Genomic DNA, 26,567 nt, shown 5'->3' with positions numbered 1-26,567 from the left:
TCATCAGAAAGGGCGTATATCTTTGTCAGAAAAACGAGATTTATTTGAAAAACTGTTGGAACAAATCCAACTAGAGGAAGCAGAAAAAAATCATCCACTGCTTACTGCTGGTGAAATGGATAGTGTAGTGGTCCATCGTAAATCGCGTTTATGGGAATTTACGCTGCATTTTTCTAAAATTTTGCCTATTATGCTGTATCGTTCATTGGCTCAGCATCTGACTGTCGCTTTTAAAGAGATTGCACAAGTCAAATTGAATATCTTAGCAGATGACCAGACATTCGATGAACAGCTCTTGCAAGATTACTGGGCCCAAGCTTTGGAAAATCAGCAATGCGATACACCACTAGCACAGCAAGTATTGAAAACGCAAGTACCTGTGATAAAAGATCGTAAAGTCATCTTGCCAATCGACAGTACAGGGGCTATTTCATATTTGAAACAGCAATACTTACCATTAGTAGAAGAGTTGTTCGTCAGTTACGGATTCCCGAAATTTCGTATCGAACCAGAAGTGGATGAGCAGCAAGCGGAACGTGTATTGAAACTTTTTGAAGAACGTAAACAAGAACAGGCAGAAGCCTTTATGAAGCAAGCAGCTGAAAGTCTAGTTGTTCATGAGCAAAAGAAAAAAGAAAGAAAAGAACAGTCACCAGCTCTTGAAGGACCCATCCAGCTAGGACGAAATATTCCAGCAGATGAGCCCACAACACCAATGATCAATATCGTCGAAGAAGAACGACGGGTCACTCTTGAAGGGTATGTGTTCGATAAAGAAGTCAGAGAACTACGCTCAAAACGCAAGATCTTGACTTTGAAAATCACAGATTATACTTCATCATTTATCGTCAAAAAATTCTCAAATGGCGAAAAAGATGAACAGATATTTGATGCGATCAGTGTCGGAAGCTGGTTAAAGGTACGTGGAAGTATCCAAGAAGATACGTTTGTCCGTGATTTGGTCATGAATGCGCAAGATATCGTTGAAGTCAAACACACCCCTCGTAAAGATTATGCTCCTGAAGGGGAAAAACGGGTAGAACTTCATGTTCACAGCAATATGAGTACGATGGATGCAACGAATAGCATTTCTGATCTGGTGGCACAAGCAGGAAAATGGGGACACCGTGCCATCGCCATTACGGACCATGGTGGCGCACAAGCCTTTCCAGAAGCTCATAGTGCCGGGAAAAAAGCAGGCGTGAAAATCTTATACGGTGTGGAAGCGAATGTCGTAGATGATGGCGTACCTATTGCTTATAATGATGCGCATGAAGCATTAAACGAAGCCACATATGTCGTATTTGACGTGGAAACGACAGGATTGTCTGCGGTATACGATACCATCATCGAGCTCGCTGCAGTCAAAATGTACAAAGGAAATGTGATCGAAAGCTTTGATGAATTTATCGATCCAGGACATCCTTTATCCCGAACAACGGTGGATTTGACAGGTATTACGGATGAAATGGTTCGAGGATCGAAGTCAGAAGAAGAAGTCTTGCGGATGTTCCTTGAGTTTTCAAAAGGTACAATTCTGGTAGCACACAACGCGGCTTTTGATATGGGGTTCTTGAATACTAGCTACGCAAGATATGGCATTCCTGAAGCAACTAATCCAGTTATTGATACCTTAGAATTAGCCAGATATCTGTATCCGCAATTCAAACGTTTCGGATTAGGTGTGTTATCCAAAAAATTTGGTGTCAGCTTGGAACAGCATCACCGAGCAATCTATGATGCTGAAGCAACAGGTCACTTAGCTTGGATTTTTGTCAAAGAAGCAATGGACAATCATCACATGCTTTATCATGATCAGCTAAATAAGCATATCGGAGAAGGAGATTCTTACAAACGAGCCCGACCTTTCCATGTAACGATTTTAGCAAAGAATCAGGCAGGACTGAAAGATTTGTTCAAACTGATTTCAATGTCGAATGTCGAATACTTCGAACGTGTCCCGCGAATACCACGCTCCCAATTGAAAAAGATGCGTGAAAATCTATTGATCGGCTCAGCTTGTGATAAGGGAGAAATCTTCGAAGCCATGATGCAAAAAGGGGTAGAAGAGGCAAGAAACCGAGCAAAATTCTACGATTATATTGAAGTTATGCCAAAAGCGGTCTATGCACCTTTGATCGAGCAAGAATTGGTAAAAAATGAACATGATTTGGAAGAAATTATCCAAAACTTGGTAGAAATCGGAAAAAGTTTGGATAAAATCGTTGTTGCAACAGGCAACGTTCATTATCTCAACGAAGAAGATGCCATTTACCGAAAAATTTTGATCAATTCTATGGGCGGAGCGAATCCGTTGAATCGTCATAGTTTGCCAGATGTCCATTTCCGAACAACTGATGAGATGCTCACCGCTTTTCACTTTTTAGGGGAAGAAACAGCAAAAGAGATTGTAGTGGATAACACGAATAAAATCGCAGATATCTGCGAAGAAGTGATTCCAGTCAAAGATGAACTTTATACACCGAAGATTCCAGGTTCAGAAGATGAGATATCAGAATTGAGTTACACAAAAGCAAAACAAATGTACGGAGATCCGTTACCTGAAATTATCCAAAAACGATTAGAAAAAGAGTTGAACTCTATTAATGGTAATGGCTTCTCGGTTATTTATCTGATCGCCCAAAAACTTGTGCATAAAAGTAATGAAGATGGCTATCTAGTAGGTTCACGTGGCTCTGTTGGCTCTAGCTTTGTTGCAACGATGACTGGGATCACTGAAGTGAATCCTTTAGCTCCCCATTATTACTGTCCAGAGTGCCAATATTCCGAGTTCTTTGAAGATGGCACGTACGGTTCTGGATTTGATATGCCAGAAAAACAATGTCCAAAATGTGGTGCACGCTTAAATAAAGATGGTCATGATATCCCATTTGAGACATTTTTAGGATTCCATGGAGACAAAGTGCCCGATATTGATTTGAACTTCTCAGGTGATTATCAAGCAGAAGCACATAACTATACGAAAGTATTGTTTGGTGAAGACTATGTTTACCGTGCCGGAACGATTGGTACAGTCGCCGATAAAACAGCATATGGCTATGTAAAAGGTTATGAAAGGGACAATAATCTGCAGTTTCGAAGTGCAGAAGTCGACAGATTGGCAAAGGGTGCAACAGGAGTCAAACGGACAACTGGTCAGCATCCTGGGGGGATTATCGTTATTCCAGATTATATGGATGTCTACGATTTTACGCCGATCCAATATCCAGCAGACGATCAAAATTCGGAATGGAAAACGACCCATTTTGATTTTCACTCAATCCACGACAATGTATTGAAATTGGATATTCTAGGACACGATGACCCAACTGTTATACGGATGCTTCAAGATTTATCAGGGATTGATCCACAAACGATTCCTACAGATGACCCGGAAGTGATGCGGATATTTGCTGGCCCTGAAGTACTAGGGGTAACTCAGGAACAGATTTATTCTAAAACAGGAACATTAGGTATTCCAGAATTCGGCACTCGTTTTGTTCGAGGAATGTTAGAAGAAACACATCCTACAACTTTTGCAGAACTACTTCAAATATCCGGACTGTCTCATGGTACAGATGTATGGTTAGGAAATGCCGAAGAATTGATTCGACGTGGGGATGCGACATTGGCGGAAGTAATCGGCTGTCGTGATGATATCATGGTTTATTTGATTCATGCTGGATTAGACAGCGGGATGGCATTTAAGATCATGGAAACTGTTCGTAAAGGGCAATGGAACAAGATTCCTGATGAATTGAGAGAAACCTATCTATCCGCGATGAAAGAAAATAATGTGCCTGATTGGTATATCGATTCTTGTTCAAAGATCAAGTATATGTTTCCAAAAGCCCATGCTGCAGCTTATGTATTGATGGCTCTTCGTGTTGCTTATTTTAAAGTTTATTTCCCTATTTTGTATTACTGTGCATACTTTTCTGTACGTGCGGATGATTTTGATCTAGTCTCCATGTGCAAAGGAAAAGATGCTGTGAAACAAGCAATGAAAGAAATCACGGACAAAGGGCTAGATGCTTCCGTAAAAGAAAAAAATCAGCTGACCGTGCTAGAATTAGCCAATGAAATGTTAGAACGAGGATTCAAATTTGGGATGATTGATCTGTACAAATCGGATGCAGTTAATTTTGTTATCGAAGGAGATACGTTAATTGCGCCATTTAGAGCTGTCCCTAGTTTGGGGACCAATGTAGCAAAACAAATCGTTGAGGCAAGAAAAGATGGTCCATTTTTATCTAAAGAAGATCTTGCTACTCGAGGGAAAGTTTCAAAAACATTGATTGAATATATGAACGATAATGGTGTATTGAAAGATTTACCAGACGAAAACCAATTATCGTTATTCGATATGTTATAAGCATCTGTTATCTTGTCTGCTTGTAATATTAAGCAGAGTATGGTATAGTTTTTATAGGTAATGATACTAACTGTGAGTGAGCGGATTTTTCGCTCACTCTTTTTAATGGAATTACGTATTTAATTTTTAAGGAGGCGAAACTTTTGAGTAGCGTCGTTGAAACAGTCACAGAAATGGTGACACCGATTTTAGATGAACAACATTTTGAACTTGTCGAAGTCGAATTTGTAAAAGAAGGAAAAAGTTGGTTCTTACGAGTATTTATTGACAAAGAAGGCGGAATCGATATCGAAGAATGTGCCTTTGTCAGTGAGAAACTGAGCGAAAAACTTGATGCAGCAGATCCAGATCCGATTCCTCAAGCTTATTTCCTGGAGGTATCCTCCCCTGGAGCAGAGCGGCCATTGAAAAAAGAAAGCGACTATGAAAAGGCACTTGGCGATTATGTCCATGTCTCCTTATACCAACCAGTAGATGGCGAAAAACAATACGAAGGATTTCTTCAATCATTTGATGCTGAACAGCTTACATTGAAAATACGCATAAAAACACGAGAAAAAGAATTGACTTTTGACCGAAAAAATATTGCAAAAGCTCGCTTAGCTATCCAATTTTAATCACGGAGAGGAATCAGAAAAAATGAGTAAAGAAATGTTAAATGCGTTAGACGCTTTAGAAGCTGAAAAAGGGATCTCAAAAGAAATCGTGATCGATGCTTTAGAAGCAGCATTGGTTTCTGCATACAAACGCCACTATGGTCAAGCACAAAATGTCGAAGTGGAATTTGATCAGAAAAAAGGAAAGATCCATGTCTATGCAGTAAAAGAAGTAACGGAAGAAGTGATGGATTCACAGTTGGAAGTCTCATTGAAAGATGCACTTTTGATTAATCCAGCATATGAGATTGGTGATACGATCCGTTTTGAAGTCACACCAAAAGATTTTGGGCGGATCGCCGCGCAAACAGCTAAACAAGTTATCTTGCAGCGTGTACGTGAAGCAGAAAGAACGATCATTTATAACGAATTCAGTGCTTATGAAAAAGACATCATGCAAGGAATCGTCGAACGTCAGGATAAACGTTATATTTATGTCAACCTTGGCAAAATAGAAGCAGTTCTTTCTAAACAAGATCAAATGCCAAACGAATTTTACCAACCTCACGATCGTATCAAAGTCTATGTTTCTCGAGTAGAAAATACGTCTAAAGGTCCGCAAGTATTTGTTAGCCGCAGCCATCCAGATTTATTGCGTCGCTTATTTGAGCAAGAAGTCCCAGAAGTTTATGATGGAATCGTTGAAATCGTCAGCATTGCCCGTGAAGCCGGCGATCGATCAAAAGTAGCTGTCCGTTCAAATGATCAGAATATCGATGCAGTCGGTACATGTGTTGGGCCAAAAGGACAACGTGTCCAAGCAATCGTCAATGAATTAAAAGGCGAAAACATGGATATTGTTGAATGGAATGAAGACCCAGCTGTATTCATTGCAAATGCATTGAATCCTGCACAAGTCATGGATGTGATTTTTGATGAAACCAATCCTAAAGCTTGCACAGTTGTCGTTCCAGACTATCAATTATCGTTAGCAATCGGTAAACGTGGACAAAACGCACGTTTAGCTGCTAAATTGACTAACCATAAAATCGATATCAAATCAGAATCTGATATGGCGGAATTTTATGAAAAACAAGAACAACAAAAGGAAACAGAAGAATTGCATGACGAAGCAATCGTTCAGTCAGATTTGACAGACGATGAGTATGAAGCAATTGCGTTCAATAATGAAACGGTCGAAGAAAAACCAGAAGCCTAACTTTAGTAAGGAGGCAAAGAGATGAAACAAAGGAAAATTCCTTTACGCAAATCCGTGGTTTCAGGTGAAATGAAACCTAAAAAAGAGATGGTCCGAATCACCCGTTCAAAAGAAGGGGAAGTATCGATCGATCCAACTGGAAAAATGCCTGGACGAGGAGCGTATGTCTCACTTGAGCCGGAAGAAGTACAACAAGCTTGGGATAAAAAAATTCTCGATCGAGTACTCGAAACAACTTTAACAGATGAGTTTTATCAAGAACTTCTTGACTATGTCACTCACCAAAAAGCACGTAAAGAGTTATTTGGAAAATGAATACAGTCAATCGGCAAAAAGTCATGAATCTCATGGGTCTGGCGATGCGCGCGGGAAAACTGATTACGGGCGAAGAACTGACCATAGCTGAAATCCGCAAACAAAAAGCAAAATTGGTTTTTGTGGCAACAGATGCAAGTGAGAATACAAGAAAAAAGATAAAAGATAAGAGTTCATACTATGAAGTTCCTTGCTTTGAGCTATTTTCTGAAGCAGAAATCACGCAGATGATCGGAAAACCTCGCAAGGTATTCGGAATAATGGATGCCGGATTTGCGAAGAAGACCAAGGAGCTAATTGAAGGTTAGGAAGGTGATTGCATGGGCAATAAAAGAATCTATGAATTAGCAAAAGAACTCAAAAAATCTAGTAAAGACGTCGTGGAAAAAGCACAACAACTTGGCATCGATGTGAAAAACCATATGGGTGCGATTACTAGCAGTGATGAGAAGAAATTGCAACAAGCGTTCAAAAACCCAAGCACGAAACAACAAGCTGCACAACAAGCAAGCAGAAAACCAGCCAATCAACAGCCGAACGATCAACGTAAAAAAGAAGCAACAAATAATCAACAAAAAAATAAAAATAACCGCAGTTATCAAGATCGCGGTCAAGGGAGCGGTCAAGTGAATCAAGGAAAAAAACCAACAACAAACCAAAATAATACGGGGAATACTAGCAGTCAAAATCGTCCAGGAACGAGCCAAGGCGGCAATCAAAACCGTACCAACAACAAACCAAACAATAACAATCGCGGCAAATTTAATAATAACAACCGTAATCGTTATAATAAAAAGGGTAAAAAAGGCAAACAGCAACAATCAACTAAGCCAGCTGTACCACCACGCAAATTCCGTGAATTGCCAGATGTATTAGAGTATACTGAAGGCATGAACGTAGCAGACATCGCGAAAAAAATTCATCGTGAGCCAGCAGAAATCATTAAAAAATTATTTATGCTTGGCGTCATGGTCAATCAAAACCAAGCACTGGATAAAGATACGATTGAACTGTTAGCTACGGACTATGGTATGGAACCACAAGAAAAAGTCCAAGTTGATATTGCAGATATCGATAAATTCTTCGAGTCGGAAGAAGTTGATCCAGATAAATTAGTCTCACGTCCGCCAGTAGTAACGATTATGGGACACGTAGACCACGGGAAAACAACCTTATTGGATACATTGCGCCATTCACGTGTAACAAGCGGCGAAGCCGGCGGAATCACGCAGCATATCGGCGCCTACCAGATTGATATCGATGGCAAACCAATCACTTTCTTGGATACACCAGGACATGCGGCCTTTACAAGTATGCGTGCACGTGGAGCAAGTATCACAGATATCACGATTTTAGTTGTCGCTGCAGATGACGGTGTCATGCCGCAAACCGTTGAAGCAATCAACCATGCCAAAGCAGCAGGCGTTCCAATTATCGTCGCTGTAAACAAAATTGATAAACCAGGTGCAAACCCTCAACATGTTATGCAAGAATTAAGTGAGTATGAGTTAATTCCTGAAGCATGGGGTGGAGAAACGATCTTTGTTGAGATCTCAGCGAAATTCGGCCAAAACATCGAAGAATTGCTGGAAATGATTCTGTTAGTCGCAGAAGTAGAAGATTTAAAAGCAGATCCAACACAACGCGCAATCGGAACAGTGATCGAAGCACGTCTTGATAAAGGTAAAGGTCCTGTGTCAACCTTACTTGTCCAAGAAGGAACACTTCATGTTGGTGACCCAATCGTTGTCGGTAATACTTACGGACGTGTCCGTGTAATGACAAACGATCTTGGCCGTCGCGATAAAGAAGCAGGACCTGCAACGCCAGTAGAAATCACTGGCTTGAATGATGTACCTCAAGCAGGTGACCGTTTCGTAGTCTTCGAAGACGAAAAGACAGCACGTGCAGCGGGTGAAGAACGCGCAAAACGTGCATTATTGGAAAACCGTGCTGCAAGCAGCCGTGTAACCTTGGACAACTTGTTTGAAAGCTTGAAAGAAGGCGAGCTAAAAGAAGTTAACGTCATTATTAAAGCCGACGTTCAAGGTTCAGCAGAAGCATTAGCTGCCTCACTGAAAAAAATCGAAGTTGAAGGTGTACGTGTGAAAATCGTCCATTCAGCGGTAGGTGCAATCAATGAAAGTGACGTAACACTTGCAGCAGCAAGTAATGCGATTATCATTGGATTTAACGTCCGTCCTACACCTCAAGCAAAAGCGCAAGCAGAAGCTGAAGAAGTAGACATTCGCTTACACCGTATCATTTATAAAGCTATTGATGAAATCGAAACAGCGATGAAAGGAATGCTAGATCCTGAATTTGAAGAAAAAATCACTGGTCAAATGATTGTACGTGAAACATTCAAAGTATCCAAAGTAGGCACAATCGCTGGTGCATATGTAACAGAAGGCTATATCCGCAGAGACAGCGGCGTCCGTGTGATCCGTGACGGTATCGTTATCTACGAAGGCCAATTGGCAAGTTTGAAACGTTTCAAAGATGACGTAAAAGAAGTCAAAATGGGCTATGAATGCGGTGCTATGATTGAAAAATTCAATGACATCAAAGTAGATGACGTAATTGAAGGGTTTATCATGGAAGAAGTCAAAAATGACTAAAAACTGATAAAGGAGGCCAATCATTATGGCTAACTATCGTGATCGCCGAGTCGGTCAAGAAATCTTAAAAGAAGTCAATGCGATCCTACGTAAAAAAGTAAGAGATCCTCGTGTGCAAGATGTAACGATCACTGATGTACACGTAACAGGCGATCTTCAACAAGCAACAATCTATTACAGCATCCTTTCTGATTTAGCTTCTGAAAAGAAAAAAGCACAAGAAGGATTGGATAAAGCATCAGGATTGATTCGTCGTGAGCTGGGGCACAATCTAAGTATTTACAAAACACCTGAATTGTCCTTTGAATTAGATGAATCAGTTGTCTATGGCAACCATATCGATGAATTGCTTCGCGACTTGAACAAAGACTAATTAAAAAATCCCGCAAATCCTGTGAAATCAGGGGTTGCGGGATTTTTTTGTTTTCATTAAGACGTATTGCCTAAGAGTTCCATGACTTTAGTCTTGCGGCGTGTCAGTTAACCAAAAAAGAGAAAAAGAAAAAATTCGACTTTCTTTTTTCTATAGTATATAAATTTTTGCATATAGATAAAGATCAAGATACCGATGAGGGAAGCTAGATTGTAATCCATTGTAGTGACAGTCAGGTTATATAGCCAAGTAACTAGAAGATCAGTGGAATCTGCACTATAAAAGTTTGAATTTGTCGGTCTGCCGTCAGTTAAAAGAAAAATCACGTTGAAGTTATTGACAAGATATAAAATCCAAGCAAATGAACAGAAGTGCTTATTAGGTTTCAATTGGGAGTATCTGCGCTAGAATAAGAGTAATAATGAAAAGGAGTGTTACGTATGGATCATTCTAGTAAAGAATACTTTGATAAAATGACGGCTTGGTGGCGTGCTGCCAATTATCTTTCTGTCGGGTAAATTTATCTTAAAGATAACCCCTTACTGAGACGTACGTTGAAACCAGAAGATGTCAAAAAACATCCAATCGGTCATTGGGGAACGATTCCTGGCCAAAATTTTATTTATGTCCATTTGAACCGAGTCATCAATAAATATGATTTGAACATGTTTTATATCGAAGGACCAGGACACGGCGGACAAGTCATGGTATCGAATGCTTATTTAGATGGAAGTTACACAGAAATCTATCCAGAAGTAACGGAAGATGAGACGGGAATGCAAAAATTATTCAAGCGATTTTCATTTCCTGGAGGCATTGCTTCTCATGCAGCACCAGAAACACCAGGTTCTATCCATGAAGGCGGAGAGCTTGGATACTCTCTTTCACATGGAGTCGGAGCTGTATTAGACAATCCTGAAGTAATTTCTGCTGTCGTGATTGGTGATGGTGAAGCAGAAACCGGTCCTTTAGCTGGAAGCTGGTTCTCAAATGTCTTTATCAATCCGGTGACAGATGGAGCTGTTTTACCAATCCTTCATTTAAATGGTGCTAAAATAGCCAACCCAACGATCTTGGCACGTAAAACAGATGAAGAATTAGCAAATTACTTTAACGGACTTGGCTGGGAACCTTTCTTTATTGAAGGAAATGATCCAGAAAAATTAAATCCTGTTATGGCTGAAAAAATGGATCAAGCAATCGAGAAAATCAAATCCATCCAAAAAGAAGCTCGCCTGAAGACAGCAACAGATGTGGTGATGCAAAAATGGCCAGTATTGATCGTACGCACACCAAAAGGATGGACCGGTCCAGAAGAATGGGACGGGGAGCCAATTGAAGGAACCTTCCGAGCACACCAAGTACCGATTCCTGTAGATCAAGAACATATGGATCATGCAGATGCTTTACTCCGTTGGTTGAAATCCTATGAACCAGAAAAATTATTTGATGCACAAGGACGTATTTTAGAAGAAATCAGAGAAATCGCGCCCACTGGTGACCAAAGAATGGCAAAAAATCCTATCATCAATGGTGGAATCGATCCGAAACCGCTTGTTATGCCAGATTGGAAAAAATATACTTTGCAATTTGAACAACCGGGCTCCGTTAAAGCAGAAGATATGACTGAACTTGGTAAATTCGTTCGCGAGATCATTGAGAAAAATCCAGAAAATTTCCGTATATTCGGACCAGATGAAACAAAATCAAATCGATTGAATCAAGTTTTCAAAACGACAAATCGCCAAAGGATGGAAAAAATCGAACCAGAAAATGATGAATGGCTTTCGCCATCTGGCCGTGTCATCGACAGTCAATTATCGGAACATCAAGATGAAGGGTTCTTAGAAGGGTACGTTCTGACTGGACGGCATGGTTTTTTTGCAAGTTACGAATCATTTTTGCGAGTGGTTGACTCTATGCTGACTCAGCACTTCAAATGGATGCGGAAATCACGTGACCTTTCTTGGCGAAATAATTATCCTTCGCTGAATCTCATTGCAAGCTCAACAGTCTTCCAGCAAGATCACAATGGATATAGCCACCAAGATCCAGGAATATTGACACATTTGGCAGAAAAAAAGGCGGAGTTCATCCGTGAATATCTGCCTGCGGATGCAAATACGTTGCTCGCAGTCATGGACAAAGCATTCCGCTCGTCAGAAAAAATTAATTTGATCATCTCTTCCAAACATCCGCGTGCTCAATTTTACTCAGCAGAAGAAGCAGCCGTCTTAGTGAATGAAGGCTTGAAAATCATTGATTGGGCTTCGACAGCAAAAGAGGAGGAACCTGAATTGGTCATTGCTGCTGCAGGAACGGAATCTAACTTAGAAGCATTAGCAGCTGTGACTTTGCTGCTGGAAGAATTCCCAAAACTAAAAATCCGGTTCATCAATGTCGTAGATTTATTGAAATTACGTCATCCGAGTCAAGATCCGCGTGGATTGAGCGATGAAGAATTTGACAAATATTTTACAAAAGACAAACCGATCTTATTTGCTTTCCACGGTTATGAAACTTTGATCCGCACGATTTTCTTTGATCGTCATAACCATCATTTAATGATTCATGGCTACAAAGAAAACGGAGATATCACGACACCGTTTGACATGCGTGTGGTAAATGAACTTGACCGTTATCATTTGGCAAAAGATGCAGCTTTAAAAATCAAAGGAAGTCAAGCAGAAGATTTTGCAAAAAAAATGGATCAGAAATTACAAGAACATCAAAACTATATTCGTGAAAATGGTATTGATCTGCCAGAAGTATTGGATTGGAAATGGAAAAATCTTGACCAATAAAATGATAAAATCGACCCTGAAAAACAGATTTTTTTACATTGATCAAGAAACTGAAAAAATAAATAAAAAAAACGGAAAAAAGACTGGAAGAATGACCAGTCTTTTTTTTCGTTTTTGGGAAGTGAGAACCAATCTATTTACCTGTAAGCCACCCATAAATCCAATCAAATGGCGCAAAGAAAAAATCTTCCATTCTATTCCCTCCTTTAAAAAAGCATAACATGATTTCTATTTACATGAGCATGAATTTTGTTACGTTTTTATTGCCGAAAAATAAAAACCGTTCATTATGATGTCAAATTCGTCAGTAATAGATGCAATGTGTTATAATAATTCAGTTAAATCAAAAATGAAATGGAGAAAAGACATGGACGGGTTATTACCTTTATGGAAAGAACGCGGAATGACAAGTCATGATTGCGTATTCAAATTAAGAAAAATCTTACATACGAAAAAAATCGGACATGGGGGTACGCTTGACCCGGATGTAGACGGTGTATTGCCTATTTGTATTGGAAAAGCCACAAAAGTTATCGAATATTTGACAGATTCTGGGAAAATTTATGTGGGCGAGATGACTCTAGGTTTCAGTACAACGACGGAAGATCGATCCGGAGAACGAGTAGAAACAAAACCAGTGGATATGTCTTTATCTGAAGAAAAAATAGATGAAGTGATGGCTTCATTTATTGGTGAAATCACCCAGATACCGCCCATGTACTCAGCGGTAAAAGTAAACGGTAAACGGTTATATGAATATGCACGGAATAATGAACCAGTGGATCGGCCTGTTAGAAAGGCTCAAATTTACCGTTTTATCCGAACAAGTGAACTGACAAGAGACGAAGTGGCAGGAACCATTTCTTGGCGTTTCGAAGTAGAATGCGGGAAAGGAACCTATGTCCGTACATTAGCTGTGGATACAGGCAAGAAACTTGGTTACCCTGCACACATGTCTGATCTCACTCGAACAGCAAGTGCCGGTATGGCCCAAAAAGAAGCGTTAACATTAGAAGAAGTAGCTCAAGCTGTAGAAAACGGTACGATCGATGAGTATTTGCTGCCAATTGAAAAAGGAGTGGAACGGTTCAAACGAGTAGATATTACTGATGAGGTATGGCAGAAAGTAAAAAACGGTATGAGACTTGATTATACTGTATTTGCGCTCCCAGAAATGCCTTCAGAGGAAATTGCCTTGTTTTATAAAGGCAAAGTCGTAAGTATCTATCAGCCAAACCCGAAAGAAAAAAATAAACTAAAACCTAGTAAAGTATTGAGAAATGAGGAATGACGAATGAATATCATCAAGATCAGACATCCTTACCAACCAGAACAAATTCCAGAAGACGATGTCGTTTTAGTACTGGGATTTTTTGACGGCGTGCATATTGGACACCAGAAAGTCATAAAGACAGGTATGGAAATTGCGCAAAAAGAAGGATTGAAATTAGCATTGATGACTTTCAATCAACATCCATCGATTGTTTTTAAGAAGATCGATCCTAGCAGTGTGAAGTATTTGACTAGCCTGAAGCAAAAAGAAGAAAAAATGGCAGATTTGGGTATCGATTATTTATATGAAGTCGATTTTACTTCTTCTTTTGCTCATTTAGCGCCACAAGAGTTTGTTGATCAATATATCGTAGGATTACATGCGAAATATGCTGTTTCCGGTTTTGATTACACCTATGGACCGAAAGACATTGCGGATGTCGCTCATTTTCCTGAATATGCTAAGGGAAGATTCAAAATCGTCACAGTCTCTAAAGAAGAAGAACAAGGCGAAAAAATCAGCTCTACACGTATTCGAGGATTGCTAGACAGCGGTCAAGTAAAAGAAGCGGCAAAACTATTAGGTTGCATATACGAGGTAGAGGGGGTAGTTGTTCATGGCGATGCACGAGGCAGATTATTAGGATTCCCTACAGCAAATGTCAAAGTAAAGAGCACAGTCCATTTACCTAAAGAAGGTGTTTATGTATCGGAAATAAAAATTGGGGAAACTTGGTATCCAGCCATGGGTTCCATTGGACATAATGATACATTTGGTGAAGGACGGGAGCTGACTGTAGAATTATATATTTTGGACTTTAATCAAGATATCTATGGCGAGCATGTCAAAGTACGTTGGAATCAATTTTTAAGAGATCAAGTGAAATTTTCAAGTGTAGAGGAATTGATTGAACAACTCAAGGATGATGAACAAGCAACAGCTGAATATTTTTCTCAGCAATAAAATAATGTCCGTGAGAGCTAATCTTTATGCATAACTAGCAATTACAACGAAATGGTTGATAAATAAGCGTATGAAAGGCTGTGACAAAAGTCTTGTCACAGCCCTTTTTCCGAATAAATGTGTTCCAGAAGTAGCTTCTTTCGGAAATAAGCCGAAATTTCACAAAAATTTTGAGAAGCAATTTTCGTCCATTCCTTCTTATTTCTTGAAGCTGAACACTTCTGTCACAAACTCTTTCTTTATAGAAATAGAAGGATGCTACCAACCAATGAAAACGATTACTGGAGCGTATCATTTGCTTTAGACTATATATATTGGTGTACACTCACTTTAAGGCGGAAATAAAAGTTATCCGTAATAACAGGTTTAGGTATAAAAAGGAGTGGGTACTATGTATAAGGAATTAGAAAACAAAGTCGCAGTAGTAACTGGCGGCTCAAAAGGGATTGGAACAGCGATTGCTCAACGATTCGGGAAAGAAAAAATGAATGTAGTCGTCAACTATAATTCGGATAAAGAAGGGGCAGAAAAAGCAGTCAAAGCAATCGAAGAGGCAGGCGGAAAAGCAGTCTCTGTACAAGCAGATGTCAGTTCTGAAGAAGGAATACAGCGTTTACTTGATACGGCTTTAGAAAATTTTGGGACACTAGACATTTGGGTTAATAATGCTGGGATGGAAAATCAGCATCCGACCCATGAACTTAGCCTTGAAGATTGGGAAAGAGTATTAAAAGTAAATTTGACTGGCGTTTTTATCGGAACGAAAGCAGCTTTGAATTATTTTACAGAGAATGATAAAAAAGGAAATATCATCAATATGTCTTCTGTTCATGAACAAATCCCATGGCCAACATTTGCTCATTACGCTGCTTCAAAAGGCGGGGTAAAATTATTTACCGAAACGGTAGCAATGGAGTACGCACCTAAGGGAATCAGAATCAATAGTATAGGACCTGGCGCTATCCGTACACCTATTAATGCGGCAAAATTTGATGATCCTGAACAAAAAGAACTCTTGGAAAGTATGATCCCGCTAGGACGCGTAGGTGAACCAAAAGAAATAGCAGCGGCAGCTGCATGGTTGGCTTCAGATGAATCCAGTTATGTTACAGGTATTACACTATTTGCAGATGGTGGGATGACTTTATATCCTTCGTTCCAAGGTGGAAAAGGATAAGGGTGAATAAAAATGGGTTTATTGATTGCATTGATCCCGGCAGTTGGGTGGGGGATCCAGCCACTGATTTTGAAAAAGATTGGCGGCAGACCAACAAATGAGATATTAGGAACTGGTATTGGAGCGGTGCTTGTTGGCTTACTCGTTCAATTATTCGCTTCTCCAGCTGGCATTTCAGTGACTACATTTTTGATTAGTTTACTTTCTGGTACATTTTGGGTTATTGGACAAACAGGACAGTATACATCTTTCAACTTGATTGGTGTTTCTAAAACGATGCCTATCTCGACTGCATTACAGTTAGTCGGAACCTCGTTGATTGGTGTCTTTGCTTTTGGAGAATGGTCTGGAAGTATGGGGAAAATCATTGGTGCAGCAGCGATCATTCTTCTTGTATTTGGCTCTGCTTTAACGGCAATCAGTGATGATCCTGGAAAAAAAGGCGGTATCACAAAAGGAATTAGTCTATTAGCATCAACAAGTATTGGTTATTGGGTTTACAGTGCATTGCCCAAACTAGTTGATGCAAGTGGACTTTCCATTTTCTTTCCGCAAATGATCGGTGTCTTTTTAGGGGCAGTTATTTATGTGATTTTCCGAAAACCAACTGCATTTTCTGAAGACAAAAGTTGGAAAGCAACAATAGTTGGAGCCATCTTCAGTGTGTCAGCGTTGGCTTATATTTTTTCAGCGAATGAAAATGGGGTTGCTACTGCATATATCATTACACAACTAAACGTAGTTATCTCTACATTAGGCGGTATGTACATCCTGCATGAAAATAAGACACCAAAAGAAAAAAAATTAACGATTATCGGCTTGTTGCTGATCGTAGTAGGAAGTATGGTCACGGTCTTTATTTGAGGATAAAGAGAGCAAAAGATTACTTATAAAAAGAGGCCGGGACAGAAGCGTTTAACTCCAAGAAATAAGAAGAAATTCACGAAAATTGCTTTTCAAATTTTTGTGAATTTCAGCTTATTTCCGAAGGAGTTGCTTCTGCTTCCGCCGTTTATACGTGTTTAGAGCGTGAGACAAAAGTGTTATTTACTTTTGTCCACGCTCTTTTTAATCGTCTAAGAAACAAGTGAAATATCTGTCTGCATCAATAATTTTCCATTGATCCATTGACTAAAGTTCGTTACATAATTAAAATTACCACCTATAAGTATGTCCGCATGATTATCTTTATAAAGATCGTATTGTAAAAGACGGTCTTTTTTATTTGCGTAAACATCGTTATGGTACTGAACTAATTGTTCTCGGAATTGATTGATCGCTGTAAAATCACGATACTGAAGGTTGAAACGCATCGTGATTGGTGTATCTAGCATGAATCGTTGCATGTCTTTTGCTGCTTCATCTGCTTGATCTCCGTAAAGAAATTCAAAAAGATTACGTTCAGAAAATTTCCATTGTCCGCCGACCTTTGTTCCTTTTAGTTTTCCTTCATGAAGATAATTTCTGATAGAACGTGTAGTAACACCTAATTGTTCGGCTAATTCATTTACTGAGTAAAAATCTTTCAATGTTCCCCCTCCTATGTGAATGATTCTATTGGTTTGGTTGTTAGTTGCTTTATCACGAGATGTAGAAAGAACGATCTCACTTAAAGTCATTGCAAAAAACGAATCAGAAAATTCTAACTTTTCTTTCTCTAAAGAAATTCATTCTCTTCTAAAGTGATATTATATTTAAATATACCTGAAAATAATGGATAGTATTATGAAAGATTGCTGATATTTTCTCGTATTTTTTCCTTATTCAAAAGATTTGCAGGAAAATTGCTGAAAAAATTTTACTAAGTTGAAAATTCAAGGTCATTCGTATCAGTGATTTTTTTCAGCACAAGAAAGACTCCTTATAAAAACAACAGATACTTTGCCAATTAAGTGTTTAACCAGTGAGGATAAAAAGGATAGAACAAAGCCTGTACAAGGTAATGGATAGATTCTTCGCCAGTACAGTTTTTGTTTGTATAAAGCTTTATCGCCAAAATTTATTATGATCTTTCTTGTCTTCAATATTAAATGAAATAAAATGGTCAATCAGTTCCCAATTGATTGCACTTTTCCAAGGAACTTTGATGACATTATCAGTATATATGTAACCAATTTCTTGGATAGTCTTTTCAAGGGCACGAATCGCTGCTTTTTCTGGTGCGATGGAAAAATGATTTTTAGCAAAACTGAATGCAATAATAAAGGTACCATGATCAGTAAAGATAGGCTGGTTCCATTTTACAGTTGTGTCCAGCTGGGGATATGTCTTCGCTATCTTAGAGAAAAGGTCATTGATCTTTTGTTGATTTTCTTTTTCTTTTATTTGATCAATAATCAATCGGAATTTTTCCATTCTAAAACGCCTCCATTAAGTGGTTTGATTTATTTTACCAGAAAAACAATGGTTATGTATAAAAATAAATTAGAAAACAAGCGATATTGTATCCGGTATATTTTGATGATAAGATGGCTCAAAGACCAAAATAGAAAAGAGGCATAAAAATGATTGACTTGGCAAAGAAATTCTCACACGCAAATATTTATTTTGAGTTGTATCATCATCGAGCTATTTATACAAATGAAGATGCTTTGGTGGTGAAGAAAGAGCAAGGATTTACAGGCACAGAGACCAAAAGCTTATTCTTAAAAGATAAAAAAGATAATAACTATGTATATCTGACTTTTACTACAAAACAAACGGATTTCAAAGCATTAGGAAAGATCATCGGTAAAAGGCTTTCTATTGTTTCATCAGAACATATGGAAGAACAGACGGGACAAAAACAGGGCGCTGTTTCTCCATTTGGTTACGAAGAACAGATACCGATTATTATTGACGAAGAACTATTGTCAAAAGAAAAACTTGTTTTTGCACCAGGAAGGCCAGATCAAACGATGGTCATCAAAACGATTGACTTAAACAAAATCATCCAGCTACTTAAAATACCGATGTTTTTAATGCCAGCAAATGAAAATAACAACAATCAAACAAATAGTGCATACTAGGAGCTGTAGCAATATGATAAGATATCCGTTATTAGGTAAAAATACGACGATTGGGGTTATTGCACCATCATCGGGCGTAGCAGAAGAACACCACCTGTTACTAGAAATGGCTTTAAAGAGTATGGAAGAAAAATCTTTTCATGTCGTTACTGGAAAGACGCTGTGGACGCAAGATAAAGAAAAATCAGCTCCAGCAAGAGAAAGAGCAGATGAATTCAATCAAATGATGAAAGATGAGAATATCCAAATGATCTTTCCGCCTTGGGGAGGAGAATTATTGATTGAGATCCTCGATTCTGTCGATTTCGATGCACTACAGCCAAAATGGATAGTAGGTTATTCAGATATTAGTACGTTGCTACTCGCCATCACATTAAAAACAGGGATAGCCACTGCACATGGGACCAACCTTATTGATTTAAGAGGAAATTATTCAGATAAAACGACAGCGATGTGGAAAAGTGTGCTAGAAACAGGCAAAGGAGAATCAATCTTACAGCGTTCTTCTGAAAAATATCAAAAAGAATGGCATCATGAGCAACCGTCACCTTCAGTTTTTCATCTTACTGAACCAACAAATTGGCAAACAGTCAGCGGAGAGGCAGTAAGGATAAAAGGCCGATTATTAGGTGGTTGTATAGATACGATCAGACATTTAATTGGTACACCTTATGGAGATGTCCAAACGTTTAAAAGAACGTATAATGATGGAAAGCCAATCTTGTGGTTTCTAGAAAACTGTGAGCTATCCTCCGTTGATTTAAGAAGATCACTTGTTCAGATGAAACTAGCAGGATGGTTTGAGGACAGCTCTGGTATCATGTTTGGCAGAAGTGCAGCAGAGGATTTGCTAGATTATCGAATGAAGGATGTATATGAAGATCTTTCAAAAGAATTGAACATACCAATCTTGTATGATATTGATTGCGGTCATGTGCCGCCACAACTAACATTAATCAATGGTGCCTACGCAGAAGTATCGGTAAAAGATGGAAAAGAGACTATTTTGCAAACGTTTATTTAATAAAATTTTTTCCTGCCTTGGAGTCTATCAAAGACCAATAAATTTAAATAGAAAAGAAAGTGAAAGAAGCTGACAGTATTTTGTCAGCTTCTTTTTGTATAACATATTAGAAAGTTTAATTATCTATAACTGTCACATCGATTAACTGTTTCACGTCATTTGGGTTGCCTGTAGGAATAGCAACCACAGATGCATGATCAATGATTTCTTGAGTTGTTTTTTTTATGAATGCTGGATCAGAGGCTTGATCTGCAGGTATTTGCCAATGTGAAGGAACTGGATAACTAGTGATCGTTCCGTCGTGGTTACTAGAATACACTAAAATTCCCTGGTAGCCGTATTTTCCAGTAAGCATAACTACGTCTTTTGGATAACCTACGCTCCCTGCATCATAGGGATCGATAGGTGTTCCTGCCGGATAATGAATAACATGTAGTTCAAAATCGCCTGATGCATCTTTAAAAGTATTACCCTTGACAGCCAACCAAACGCGTGCGTACTCAATTTGCAGATCAGAATATCCTGCTAACGGATCTACTGACTGAGAAGACTGTGAGAAGGATGTGTCTGCTGTAGAAGAAAGACTCGTGTCAACTGTACCACTAGATATAGAAGAAGGGTTGGACTCTGAAAGCTTGCTGGTGGTTGAAGATGTATTCGATTCAGAAGAAGCTGATTTCTGTGTACTTGATTTTTCAGCTGAACTAGTTTGTCTGATGGAACTTTTGACTGCGGTCGCAGATGACTCACTAGTTTCTTTACTAGCAGATGTACATCCTACAAGGAATAAGGAGATCGACGCTAAAATAAACCCTAACTTTTTCATATAAAACACCTCGTCACTTTAATTAATACTAGTATAGCATAATTCTAAATTTCTCTGGTTAAAGGAGAAGCAGAGAAAAAATTTCTATACATTGATTAAATCTGTCTTTTATTTATGTATTTAGGGAAATTTCCCATTATATGCTACCTAAGAACTATTATTGAAATCAAGTTTCTTAAAGTGTAATAGCTATTGTAACCGATTTCTTTTATGCTTATACTAAATCTGCGACAAAAGATGTGTATGGAAGGAGTTGACTTATTATGATAATGGAAAAGATTCAACGCTTTGGCGGAGCTATGTTTACACCGGTTTTGCTCTTTTCTTTTTCGGGGATCATGGTGGCTTTATGTATCATCTTTAAAAATCCAATGTTAGTGGGGAGTATTGCTACAGAAGGAACAGCATGGTATTCGATCTGGTCAGTGGTTGAAAGTGGTGCTTGGACCGTATTCAATCAAATGGAGTTGTTGTTTGTTATTGGATTACCTATCGGATTAGCTAAAAAAGCAAGTGCTAGAGCAGTAATGGAAGCATTTGTAGTCTATATTACTTGTAATTATTTCATTTCTACCATGTTAGGCTTTTATAGCGGATTTTTTGGTGTTGATTTTTCTGCCGATCCGGGCGGCGCAAGTGGACTGAAAATGATTGCGGGTATCAAAACATTGGATACAGGAATTATAGGGGCAATCTTGATTTCAGCTGTTGTAGTGTATCTGCATAATCGATTCTTTGATAAAAAGCTGCCGGATTTTTTAGGAATCTACCAAGGGTCATCATTTGTTGTGATTATTAGTTTTTTCATCATGTTACCTATTGCATTTTTGATCTGCCTTATCTGGCCTAAGATCCAGTCGGCAATCAGTTCATTGCAAGGTTTCTTAGCGGGTGCTGGTATATTTGGTGTCTGGCTTTACACTTTTTTAGAACGTATTTTGATCCCAACTGGCTTACACCATTTTATTTACGCACCATTTGCATTTGGTCCAGCAGTAGTAGAAGAAGGAATTGCGAGATACTGGATGGCACATCTTCAGGAGTTTGCTCGCAGCGAACAGCCACTTAAGCATCTCTTTCCAGAAGGCGGTTTTGCTTTGCACGGGAATTCAAAGATATTCGCTTCTCCAGGTATTGCCGCAGCGTTTTATTTCACTGCAAGACCTGAGAATAGGAAAAAGGTGCTGACGATCCTGATTCCAGCAACTTTGACAGCTGTTTTGGCGGGTATCACTGAGCCATTAGAATTTACGTTTCTATTTATATCTCCACCGTTGTTTGCTATTCATTCACTTTTGGCTGCTACAATGGCGGCAATAATGTATGGTTTTGGTGTGGTAGGGGATATTGGTGGTTGATTTATTGATTTGTTTGTGAAAGTCTGGATTCCATTATTTCAAAACCATAAAGGAATGATCTTTACCCAACTAGTGATTGGTCTAGCTTTTACAGGAATCTATTTTATTGTGTTTCGATACCTGATTATCAAATTTGATATTGCCACTACGGGGAGAGAAGAGAATACCGACGCTGTTAAATTATATACTAAAAAAGATTACAAAGAAAAAGAGAGGAAAACTTCAAAAACAGAAATTGAAAATGTATATGAGAATCAAGCTGCTATTTATTTAGAAGGTTTTGGAGGGGCCGGAAATATTGAAAAAGTCACAAATTGTGCTACACGCTTGAGAATAACTGTAAAAAATGAAATGTTGGTTTTAGAAGATACGATTTTTAAAGAAGGTGGAGCACACGGTGTAGTGAGAAACGGCAATGCTTTTCAAGTAATAGTTGGTTTGGACGTGCCACAAGTACGTGAACAATTTGAACGTTTATTAGAAATAGAACAATAGTTTCACAAAAATCTTAACAGACAAACAGAAAGGGGAATGTTAATATGAAAAAATTTTCAATCACGATTGCCGGCGGAGGGAGTACATTTACTCCTGGAATTGTTTTGATGCTTTTGAAACATCTGGATAGATTTCCTATCCGGCAAATCAAATTTTATGACAATCTGGAGGAAAGACAAACACGTATTGCTTCTGCGTGTGAGATTTTATTGAAGGAAAGAGCACCAGATATTTTATTTACAGCCACTACTGATCCAGAAACAGCATTCACTGATGTTGATTTTGTTATGGCACATATTCGTGTTGGCTTATATGCGATGCGGGAAAAAGATGAAAAAATTCCGTTGAAGTATGGGGTAGTTGGTCAGGAAACTTGTGGACCTGGCGGAATTGCTTATGGGATGCGTTCAATTGGCGGTGTTTTAGAGTTGATAGATTATATGGAAAAATATTCACCAAATGCGTGGATGCTCAATTACTCTAATCCAGCGGCGATCGTGGCAGAAGCGACTCGAAAATTACGTCCTAAAGCAAAAATCATCAATATATGTGATATGCCGGTGGGAATTGAAGAGCGTATGGCTCAAGCTATCGGTTTAGCTTCACGCAAAGAAATGGTCGTATGCTACTATGGCTTGAATCATTTTGGATGGTGGACGGATATCCGAGATACAGAAGGAAATGATTTGATGCCTAAAATTCAAGAATATGTTAGTCAGTTTGGTTACGCTCTACCATCGGAATCTCAATAATCACAACAAACTGATGCAAGTTGGAAACATACATTTATGAAAGCAAAAGAAGTATATGACATTGACCCAACTACTCTTCCTAACACTTATTTGAAAATATTACTTTTATCCGCAAGATGAAGTAGCGCACACCAATCCAGAGTTCACGCGTGCAAATGAAGTGATGGTTGGACGTGAAAAACAAGTATTTAATGAATGTGATCGTATCACTAGTAGTGGTTCAGCAGAAAATACGATACTAGAAATCGATGAACATGCTAGCTATATCGTTGATTTAGCACGAGCAATTGCCTATAACACTCATGAAAGGATGTTGCTGATCGTACCTAATAACGGAGCTATCGAGAATTTTGATGAGTCGGCGATGGTAGAAATACCCTGTATAGTTGGCAGCAATGGACCAGAACCGTTGATACAAGGAAAGATTCCACGCTTCCAAAAGGGATTGATGGAACAACAAGTAACAGTTGAAAAATTAGTAGTCGAAGCTTGGGAAGAAAGGTCTTATCAGAAATTATGGCAAGCACTGACATTATCAAAGATTGTTCCAAACGCAAAAGTTGCAAAAAATCTACTAGATGATTTGGTGAGTGTAAACCAAGAATACTGGCCTGAATTGAAATAGCAGTATTCCAAATACATCGTGGTTCTCCTCTATTAAAAAATAGTTTCATGTTATTGCATATACTAATAATAGAGGAGGGATAGTATGGAACTAGAAAAATTGATTCATCAACATGCAGAAAAATTAAGCGAACTAGACCGAGGAATCTTGAACTTTATTTTATCGGATCCTAGCTTGATACAAAATTTGAAAATAACTGACTTAGCGGAGAGACTTTATGTCTCAAAATCTTCCATTATGAGAACAACTAAGAAATTGGGGTTTTCTGGTTATTCTGAGTTCAAATATTTTTTACGACATGTAACAAATAAAGAAAATGGGCTTAGAACAAAAGAAGATATTTTTGAAAAACAACTGGAAGATATCCAGCAGACGCTTCATTACATGAAGGCTGTCAACTTAAAGCCAATCCTTCAATGCTTAGACCGAAGTAAGATGATCTATTGCTATGCAACGGGATTTTCACAAAAGAAAGTAATTGATGAGTTTTATAAAATGATGCTAGGTATTGGAAAGAGAGTAATGGTGTTGCCAAATAAGACGGAGTTTGATATGGCCATGCCACTGATAACATTAGAAGATATGGCCATTATTGTTTCTTTGAGCGGTGAAACACATGAGGTCAAAGAAAATCTGACTGCCTTTGAATTACAGAAAATTCCAGTTTTGACCATTACTGCAGCTGGAGATAATTATTTCACACGCCATAGTACTTATCATTTAAATTATTATTGTAATTGCTTTATCCTTGGAAAAGAAAATAAGCCATTTCAATCATTGATCAGCTTGAGCTGCTTAGCGGATTATTTAGTTCGTGCTTATGGTGTATATACGCTGAGAGAGGAGAGCTAGATGAGAAGAGACAGGATAGAAGGACTCTGGAAACACATTTTACTTGGTTATTGGATAGCCGCAGCTTTCCTTTTTTATTTCTATGCTATATTAATGACTATCAGAATGAATGGAGTGATACATGAAGCTTTTTTCCATAATCCATATGTCGCTCTTGGTTCCTTATTTCCTTTTTTAATGTTATTTCAAGCAAGTATTCTTTATTTTTTAGAAAAAAGAACAATTGACATCAGCTTGTTAAGAATATACCTACAATTTACTGTTGTCCAACAAGTTATAACAGGAAATTTAATAGGAGCTCTTTTAGCTTTTCTCTATGTAAGAAGTTTAAAAAGATGTGGGAAGAAGTCCACTATATACAGCAAAGTACTAGTTTTATCTAGCACGATTTTTATAGGAACCATTAGTCTACTAGCTATATTTTTGCTTTTACGAATGAGTTAAAAAATTGATTCTCAGTTTTTTTATACAAATAGAAAAATAGAAGAAAAAGTTTAACACGATATATAAATTTGTAAATTAATGGAATCTTCTATAGTGAACATAAATAGAGTGTATCTTCTTTGACAAATACTATAAAAAAGTGTGACAAGCAATCATTGTTAGATTGCTTGTCACAACATTGATAAGAGTATCCAATTGAAGAGAATGATTAGGAGAAAGAATCTCCGTACTTTTCATAGTAATCATAGTATCCAAGTTTGTATAGACGAATCGTTTTTTGTCTTATTTCTTCTGTTTCAAAATGGACTGCTTGAAGAATCAAATCTGTGGATTCTATAGGAGCTGTTCCATTCGCGGTAATCAAGTTATGATCTTTTACAGCTTGTTGTTCTATAAAATCTTCTTTATTTTGATAATTTTCCGATTCTAACCAAGGAAATTGCATATTTCCGGTGTGTTTGTAACCTTGCAATAATCCGCTCTGTGCTAAATAATCAACTGCCCCACAAATCGCAGCTACTGGTACGCCTGTTTTTAAAAATTTATCGATTATTAAATATAAATGGTGATTTTCTATGTCCCATGAATTGCCACCAATCATAATAAAGAGATCAATTTTTTCAGGTATTTGTTCGATTAAATAATCGATTTTTGTTTTTAGTCCTCCCATGGAAGTGACCTCTGATTGGATAGAAGCAGTTTTATTTTGCCATCCCTCATTTTGGTTTAGTGTGCTAGTAATATAAGCCCCTTCCCAATCGGCATATTCCTCTAATAGAAACGTAACCGCAGTTTTCATTTTCAAGCTCTCCTTTATTATCTATGACAAGGACAACAGTTTTAATATACAGACATTCATTAAATTTGGATAGCGACAGAGTAAACAACAATTCTTAAGTTTTAGACAGAGTACATTGGCAGCCAACTTTATTTACTGGCATTATAACATTTTGCCTACGTGGATGACAAAGAACCAGCTGTCTCAACGTTACTGTCTATGAAAGAATCTTAGATTGAGTCAGAAAGTCTACTATGGTTTCTATTTTGCGAATCTATTCGAATTAAGAATAATACTGTCGGAAAGTTTCTTTGATTGATGGAAAATTGAGTACCAAAAAGAGAAAAAATAACTGGTCTACTAAGTAGAGGTTCTGACTAGCTTCTCTATTTATTTGAATACAATCTAAAAAGAAACTGGAAGGTAAAAAGTATTTATAAAAACGAAACAATAAAACGTGTCAAACACTCAGCATGAGATATATAACCATGTAACCAGTTCATTAAGAAAATAGTGGAAGCCACAGAAAATAAAGTTTCTGCGTACATTCATATCCCGTTTTGCGAGCGTATCTGCTATTACTGTGACTAGCTGATAATTTGACAACAAGGTGATTAAATTCGACTTTTTTGTAAAATTAGCACTGTTTTTTTATAGAACGCGAATTGTAAAATTAAGTTAGAAAAATA

The 26,567-nt window shown here is 38.1% G+C and carries 20 protein-coding genes and 3 pseudogenes; 18 read left to right on the top strand and 5 right to left on the bottom strand.

Translation table 11 applies throughout. The features are described 5' to 3' along the window. Nucleotides 1–22: 22 nt before the first annotated feature. From HMPREF2731_RS04095 to rbfA, 7 genes are all read left to right on the top strand, one after another. On the top strand, nt 23–4,375 hold the full coding sequence (locus HMPREF2731_RS04095) for a PolC-type DNA polymerase III (protein WP_070872377.1): 4,353 nt from the start codon (nt 23–25) through the stop codon (nt 4,373–4,375). Between the two features lie 143 nt (nt 4,376–4,518). Next, entirely contained in the window at nt 4,519–4,992 is a 474-nt protein-coding gene (gene rimP / locus HMPREF2731_RS04090) for a ribosome maturation factor RimP (RefSeq protein ID WP_002308902.1), read from the top strand. A gap of 22 nt (nt 4,993–5,014) precedes the next feature. Further along, a complete protein-coding gene (nusA, locus tag HMPREF2731_RS04085) occupies nt 5,015–6,190 on the top strand; it encodes a transcription termination factor NusA (RefSeq protein WP_070872375.1) in 1,176 nt (391 codons plus the stop codon). A 21-nt stretch (nt 6,191–6,211) separates the two neighbouring features. After that, on the top strand, nt 6,212–6,505 hold the full coding sequence (gene rnpM / locus HMPREF2731_RS04080) for an RNase P modulator RnpM (protein ID WP_002288501.1): 294 nt from the start codon (nt 6,212–6,214) through the stop codon (nt 6,503–6,505). Continuing rightward, nucleotides 6,502–6,813, top strand: a complete 312-nt coding sequence (locus tag HMPREF2731_RS04075) for a YlxQ-related RNA-binding protein (RefSeq protein WP_002308904.1) — start codon at nt 6,502–6,504, stop codon at nt 6,811–6,813. The genes rnpM and HMPREF2731_RS04075 overlap by 4 nt, the downstream gene beginning before the upstream one ends. A gap of 12 nt (nt 6,814–6,825) precedes the next feature. Then, the gene (gene infB / locus HMPREF2731_RS04070) at nt 6,826–9,126 is read left to right on the top strand and encodes a translation initiation factor IF-2 (RefSeq protein ID WP_002314813.1); all 2,301 of its coding nucleotides are present in this window, start codon (nt 6,826–6,828) and stop codon (nt 9,124–9,126) included. Nucleotides 9,127–9,151: 25 nt separating this feature from the next. Then, nucleotides 9,152–9,499 carry a 30S ribosome-binding factor RbfA gene (rbfA, locus tag HMPREF2731_RS04065; RefSeq protein ID WP_002308906.1) on the top strand — a complete coding sequence of 116 codons (348 nt, stop codon included), beginning with the start codon at nt 9,152–9,154 and terminating at the stop codon, nt 9,497–9,499. 107 nt (nt 9,500–9,606) lie between these two features. Here the strand turns inward: rbfA and HMPREF2731_RS15490 are convergent, their stop codons facing one another. After that, nucleotides 9,607–9,825 carry a hypothetical protein gene (locus tag HMPREF2731_RS15490; RefSeq protein ID WP_002308907.1) on the bottom strand — a complete coding sequence of 73 codons (219 nt, stop codon included), beginning with the start codon at nt 9,823–9,825 and terminating at the stop codon, nt 9,607–9,609. 114 nt (nt 9,826–9,939) lie between these two features. Between HMPREF2731_RS15490 and HMPREF2731_RS04060 the strand changes: the two are divergent. The 5 genes and pseudogenes from HMPREF2731_RS04060 to HMPREF2731_RS04035 all read left to right on the top strand — a co-directional run bounded on the left by HMPREF2731_RS04060 (nt 9,940) and on the right by HMPREF2731_RS04035 (nt 16,580). After that, nucleotides 9,940–12,303: pseudogene (locus tag HMPREF2731_RS04060) on the top strand (phosphoketolase). A 367-nt stretch (nt 12,304–12,670) separates the two neighbouring features. Then, nucleotides 12,671–13,594, top strand: a complete 924-nt coding sequence (truB, locus tag HMPREF2731_RS04055; RefSeq protein ID WP_070872372.1) for a tRNA pseudouridine(55) synthase TruB — start codon at nt 12,671–12,673, stop codon at nt 13,592–13,594. A gap of 3 nt (nt 13,595–13,597) precedes the next feature. Further along, nucleotides 13,598–14,539: a riboflavin biosynthesis protein RibF gene (gene ribF / locus HMPREF2731_RS04050; protein ID WP_002308911.1), complete on the top strand. Its 942-nt coding sequence runs from the start codon at nt 13,598–13,600 to the stop codon at nt 14,537–14,539. A 391-nt stretch (nt 14,540–14,930) separates the two neighbouring features. Beyond that, complete coding sequence (locus tag HMPREF2731_RS04040; RefSeq protein ID WP_002308914.1) at nt 14,931–15,716, top strand: glucose-1-dehydrogenase; 786 nt, start codon at nt 14,931–14,933, stop codon at nt 15,714–15,716. 12 nt (nt 15,717–15,728) lie between these two features. Continuing rightward, nucleotides 15,729–16,580, top strand: coding sequence for a GRP family sugar transporter (locus tag HMPREF2731_RS04035; protein WP_070872369.1), 852 nt, complete (start codon nt 15,729–15,731; stop codon nt 16,578–16,580). A 212-nt stretch (nt 16,581–16,792) separates the two neighbouring features. On the opposite strand, the gene HMPREF2731_RS04030 is transcribed toward HMPREF2731_RS04035, so the two are convergent. Together HMPREF2731_RS04030 and HMPREF2731_RS04025 are read right to left on the bottom strand one after the other, a co-directional pair. After that, nucleotides 16,793–17,245 carry a helix-turn-helix domain-containing protein gene (locus HMPREF2731_RS04030; protein ID WP_070872367.1) on the bottom strand — a complete coding sequence of 151 codons (453 nt, stop codon included), beginning with the start codon at nt 17,243–17,245 and terminating at the stop codon, nt 16,793–16,795. Between the two features lie 457 nt (nt 17,246–17,702). Continuing rightward, the gene (locus tag HMPREF2731_RS04025; RefSeq protein ID WP_002308916.1) at nt 17,703–18,071 is read right to left on the bottom strand and encodes an iron chaperone; all 369 of its coding nucleotides are present in this window, start codon (nt 18,069–18,071) and stop codon (nt 17,703–17,705) included. 149 nt (nt 18,072–18,220) lie between these two features. Between HMPREF2731_RS04025 and HMPREF2731_RS04020 the strand changes: the two genes are divergently transcribed. Together HMPREF2731_RS04020 and HMPREF2731_RS04015 are read left to right on the top strand one after the other, a co-directional pair. After that, on the top strand, nt 18,221–18,724 hold the full coding sequence (locus tag HMPREF2731_RS04020; protein WP_070872365.1) for a YbaK/EbsC family protein: 504 nt from the start codon (nt 18,221–18,223) through the stop codon (nt 18,722–18,724). Between the two features lie 13 nt (nt 18,725–18,737). Next, nucleotides 18,738–19,748, top strand: coding sequence for a S66 family peptidase (locus HMPREF2731_RS04015; protein ID WP_002308918.1), 1,011 nt, complete (start codon nt 18,738–18,740; stop codon nt 19,746–19,748). A 115-nt stretch (nt 19,749–19,863) separates the two neighbouring features. Here the strand turns inward: HMPREF2731_RS04015 and HMPREF2731_RS04010 are convergent, their stop codons facing one another. Continuing rightward, a complete protein-coding gene (locus HMPREF2731_RS04010; RefSeq protein ID WP_002308919.1) occupies nt 19,864–20,574 on the bottom strand; it encodes a hypothetical protein in 711 nt (236 codons plus the stop codon). A gap of 263 nt (nt 20,575–20,837) precedes the next feature. Between HMPREF2731_RS04010 and HMPREF2731_RS04005 the strand changes: the two are divergent. The 4 genes and pseudogenes from HMPREF2731_RS04005 (at nt 20,838) to HMPREF2731_RS03990 (ending at nt 25,100) form a co-directional block, all read left to right on the top strand. Then, nucleotides 20,838–22,427 (top strand): annotated as a pseudogene (locus HMPREF2731_RS04005) (alpha-glucoside-specific PTS transporter subunit IIBC). A gap of 44 nt (nt 22,428–22,471) precedes the next feature. Further along, nucleotides 22,472–23,804, top strand: a pseudogene (locus HMPREF2731_RS04000) (6-phospho-alpha-glucosidase). Nucleotides 23,805–23,888: 84 nt separating this feature from the next. After that, nucleotides 23,889–24,656, top strand: coding sequence for a MurR/RpiR family transcriptional regulator (locus HMPREF2731_RS03995; protein WP_002334775.1), 768 nt, complete (start codon nt 23,889–23,891; stop codon nt 24,654–24,656). Continuing rightward, nucleotides 24,657–25,100 carry a hypothetical protein gene (locus HMPREF2731_RS03990; RefSeq protein ID WP_002345979.1) on the top strand — a complete coding sequence of 148 codons (444 nt, stop codon included), beginning with the start codon at nt 24,657–24,659 and terminating at the stop codon, nt 25,098–25,100. 208 nt (nt 25,101–25,308) lie between these two features. On the opposite strand, the gene HMPREF2731_RS03985 is transcribed toward HMPREF2731_RS03990, so the two are convergent. After that, entirely contained in the window at nt 25,309–25,899 is a 591-nt protein-coding gene (locus HMPREF2731_RS03985) for a type 1 glutamine amidotransferase family protein (RefSeq protein ID WP_002308925.1), read from the bottom strand. Nucleotides 25,900–26,567: the final 668 nt, after the last annotated feature.

The sequence above is a fragment of the Enterococcus sp. HMSC072F02 genome (assembly GCF_001837725.1).
Lineage (GTDB): Bacteria > Bacillota > Bacilli > Lactobacillales > Enterococcaceae > Enterococcus_B > Enterococcus_B lactis.
Note: the sequence above shows the minus strand (reverse complement) of the source record. Positions and strands in the feature narration are given on the sequence as shown.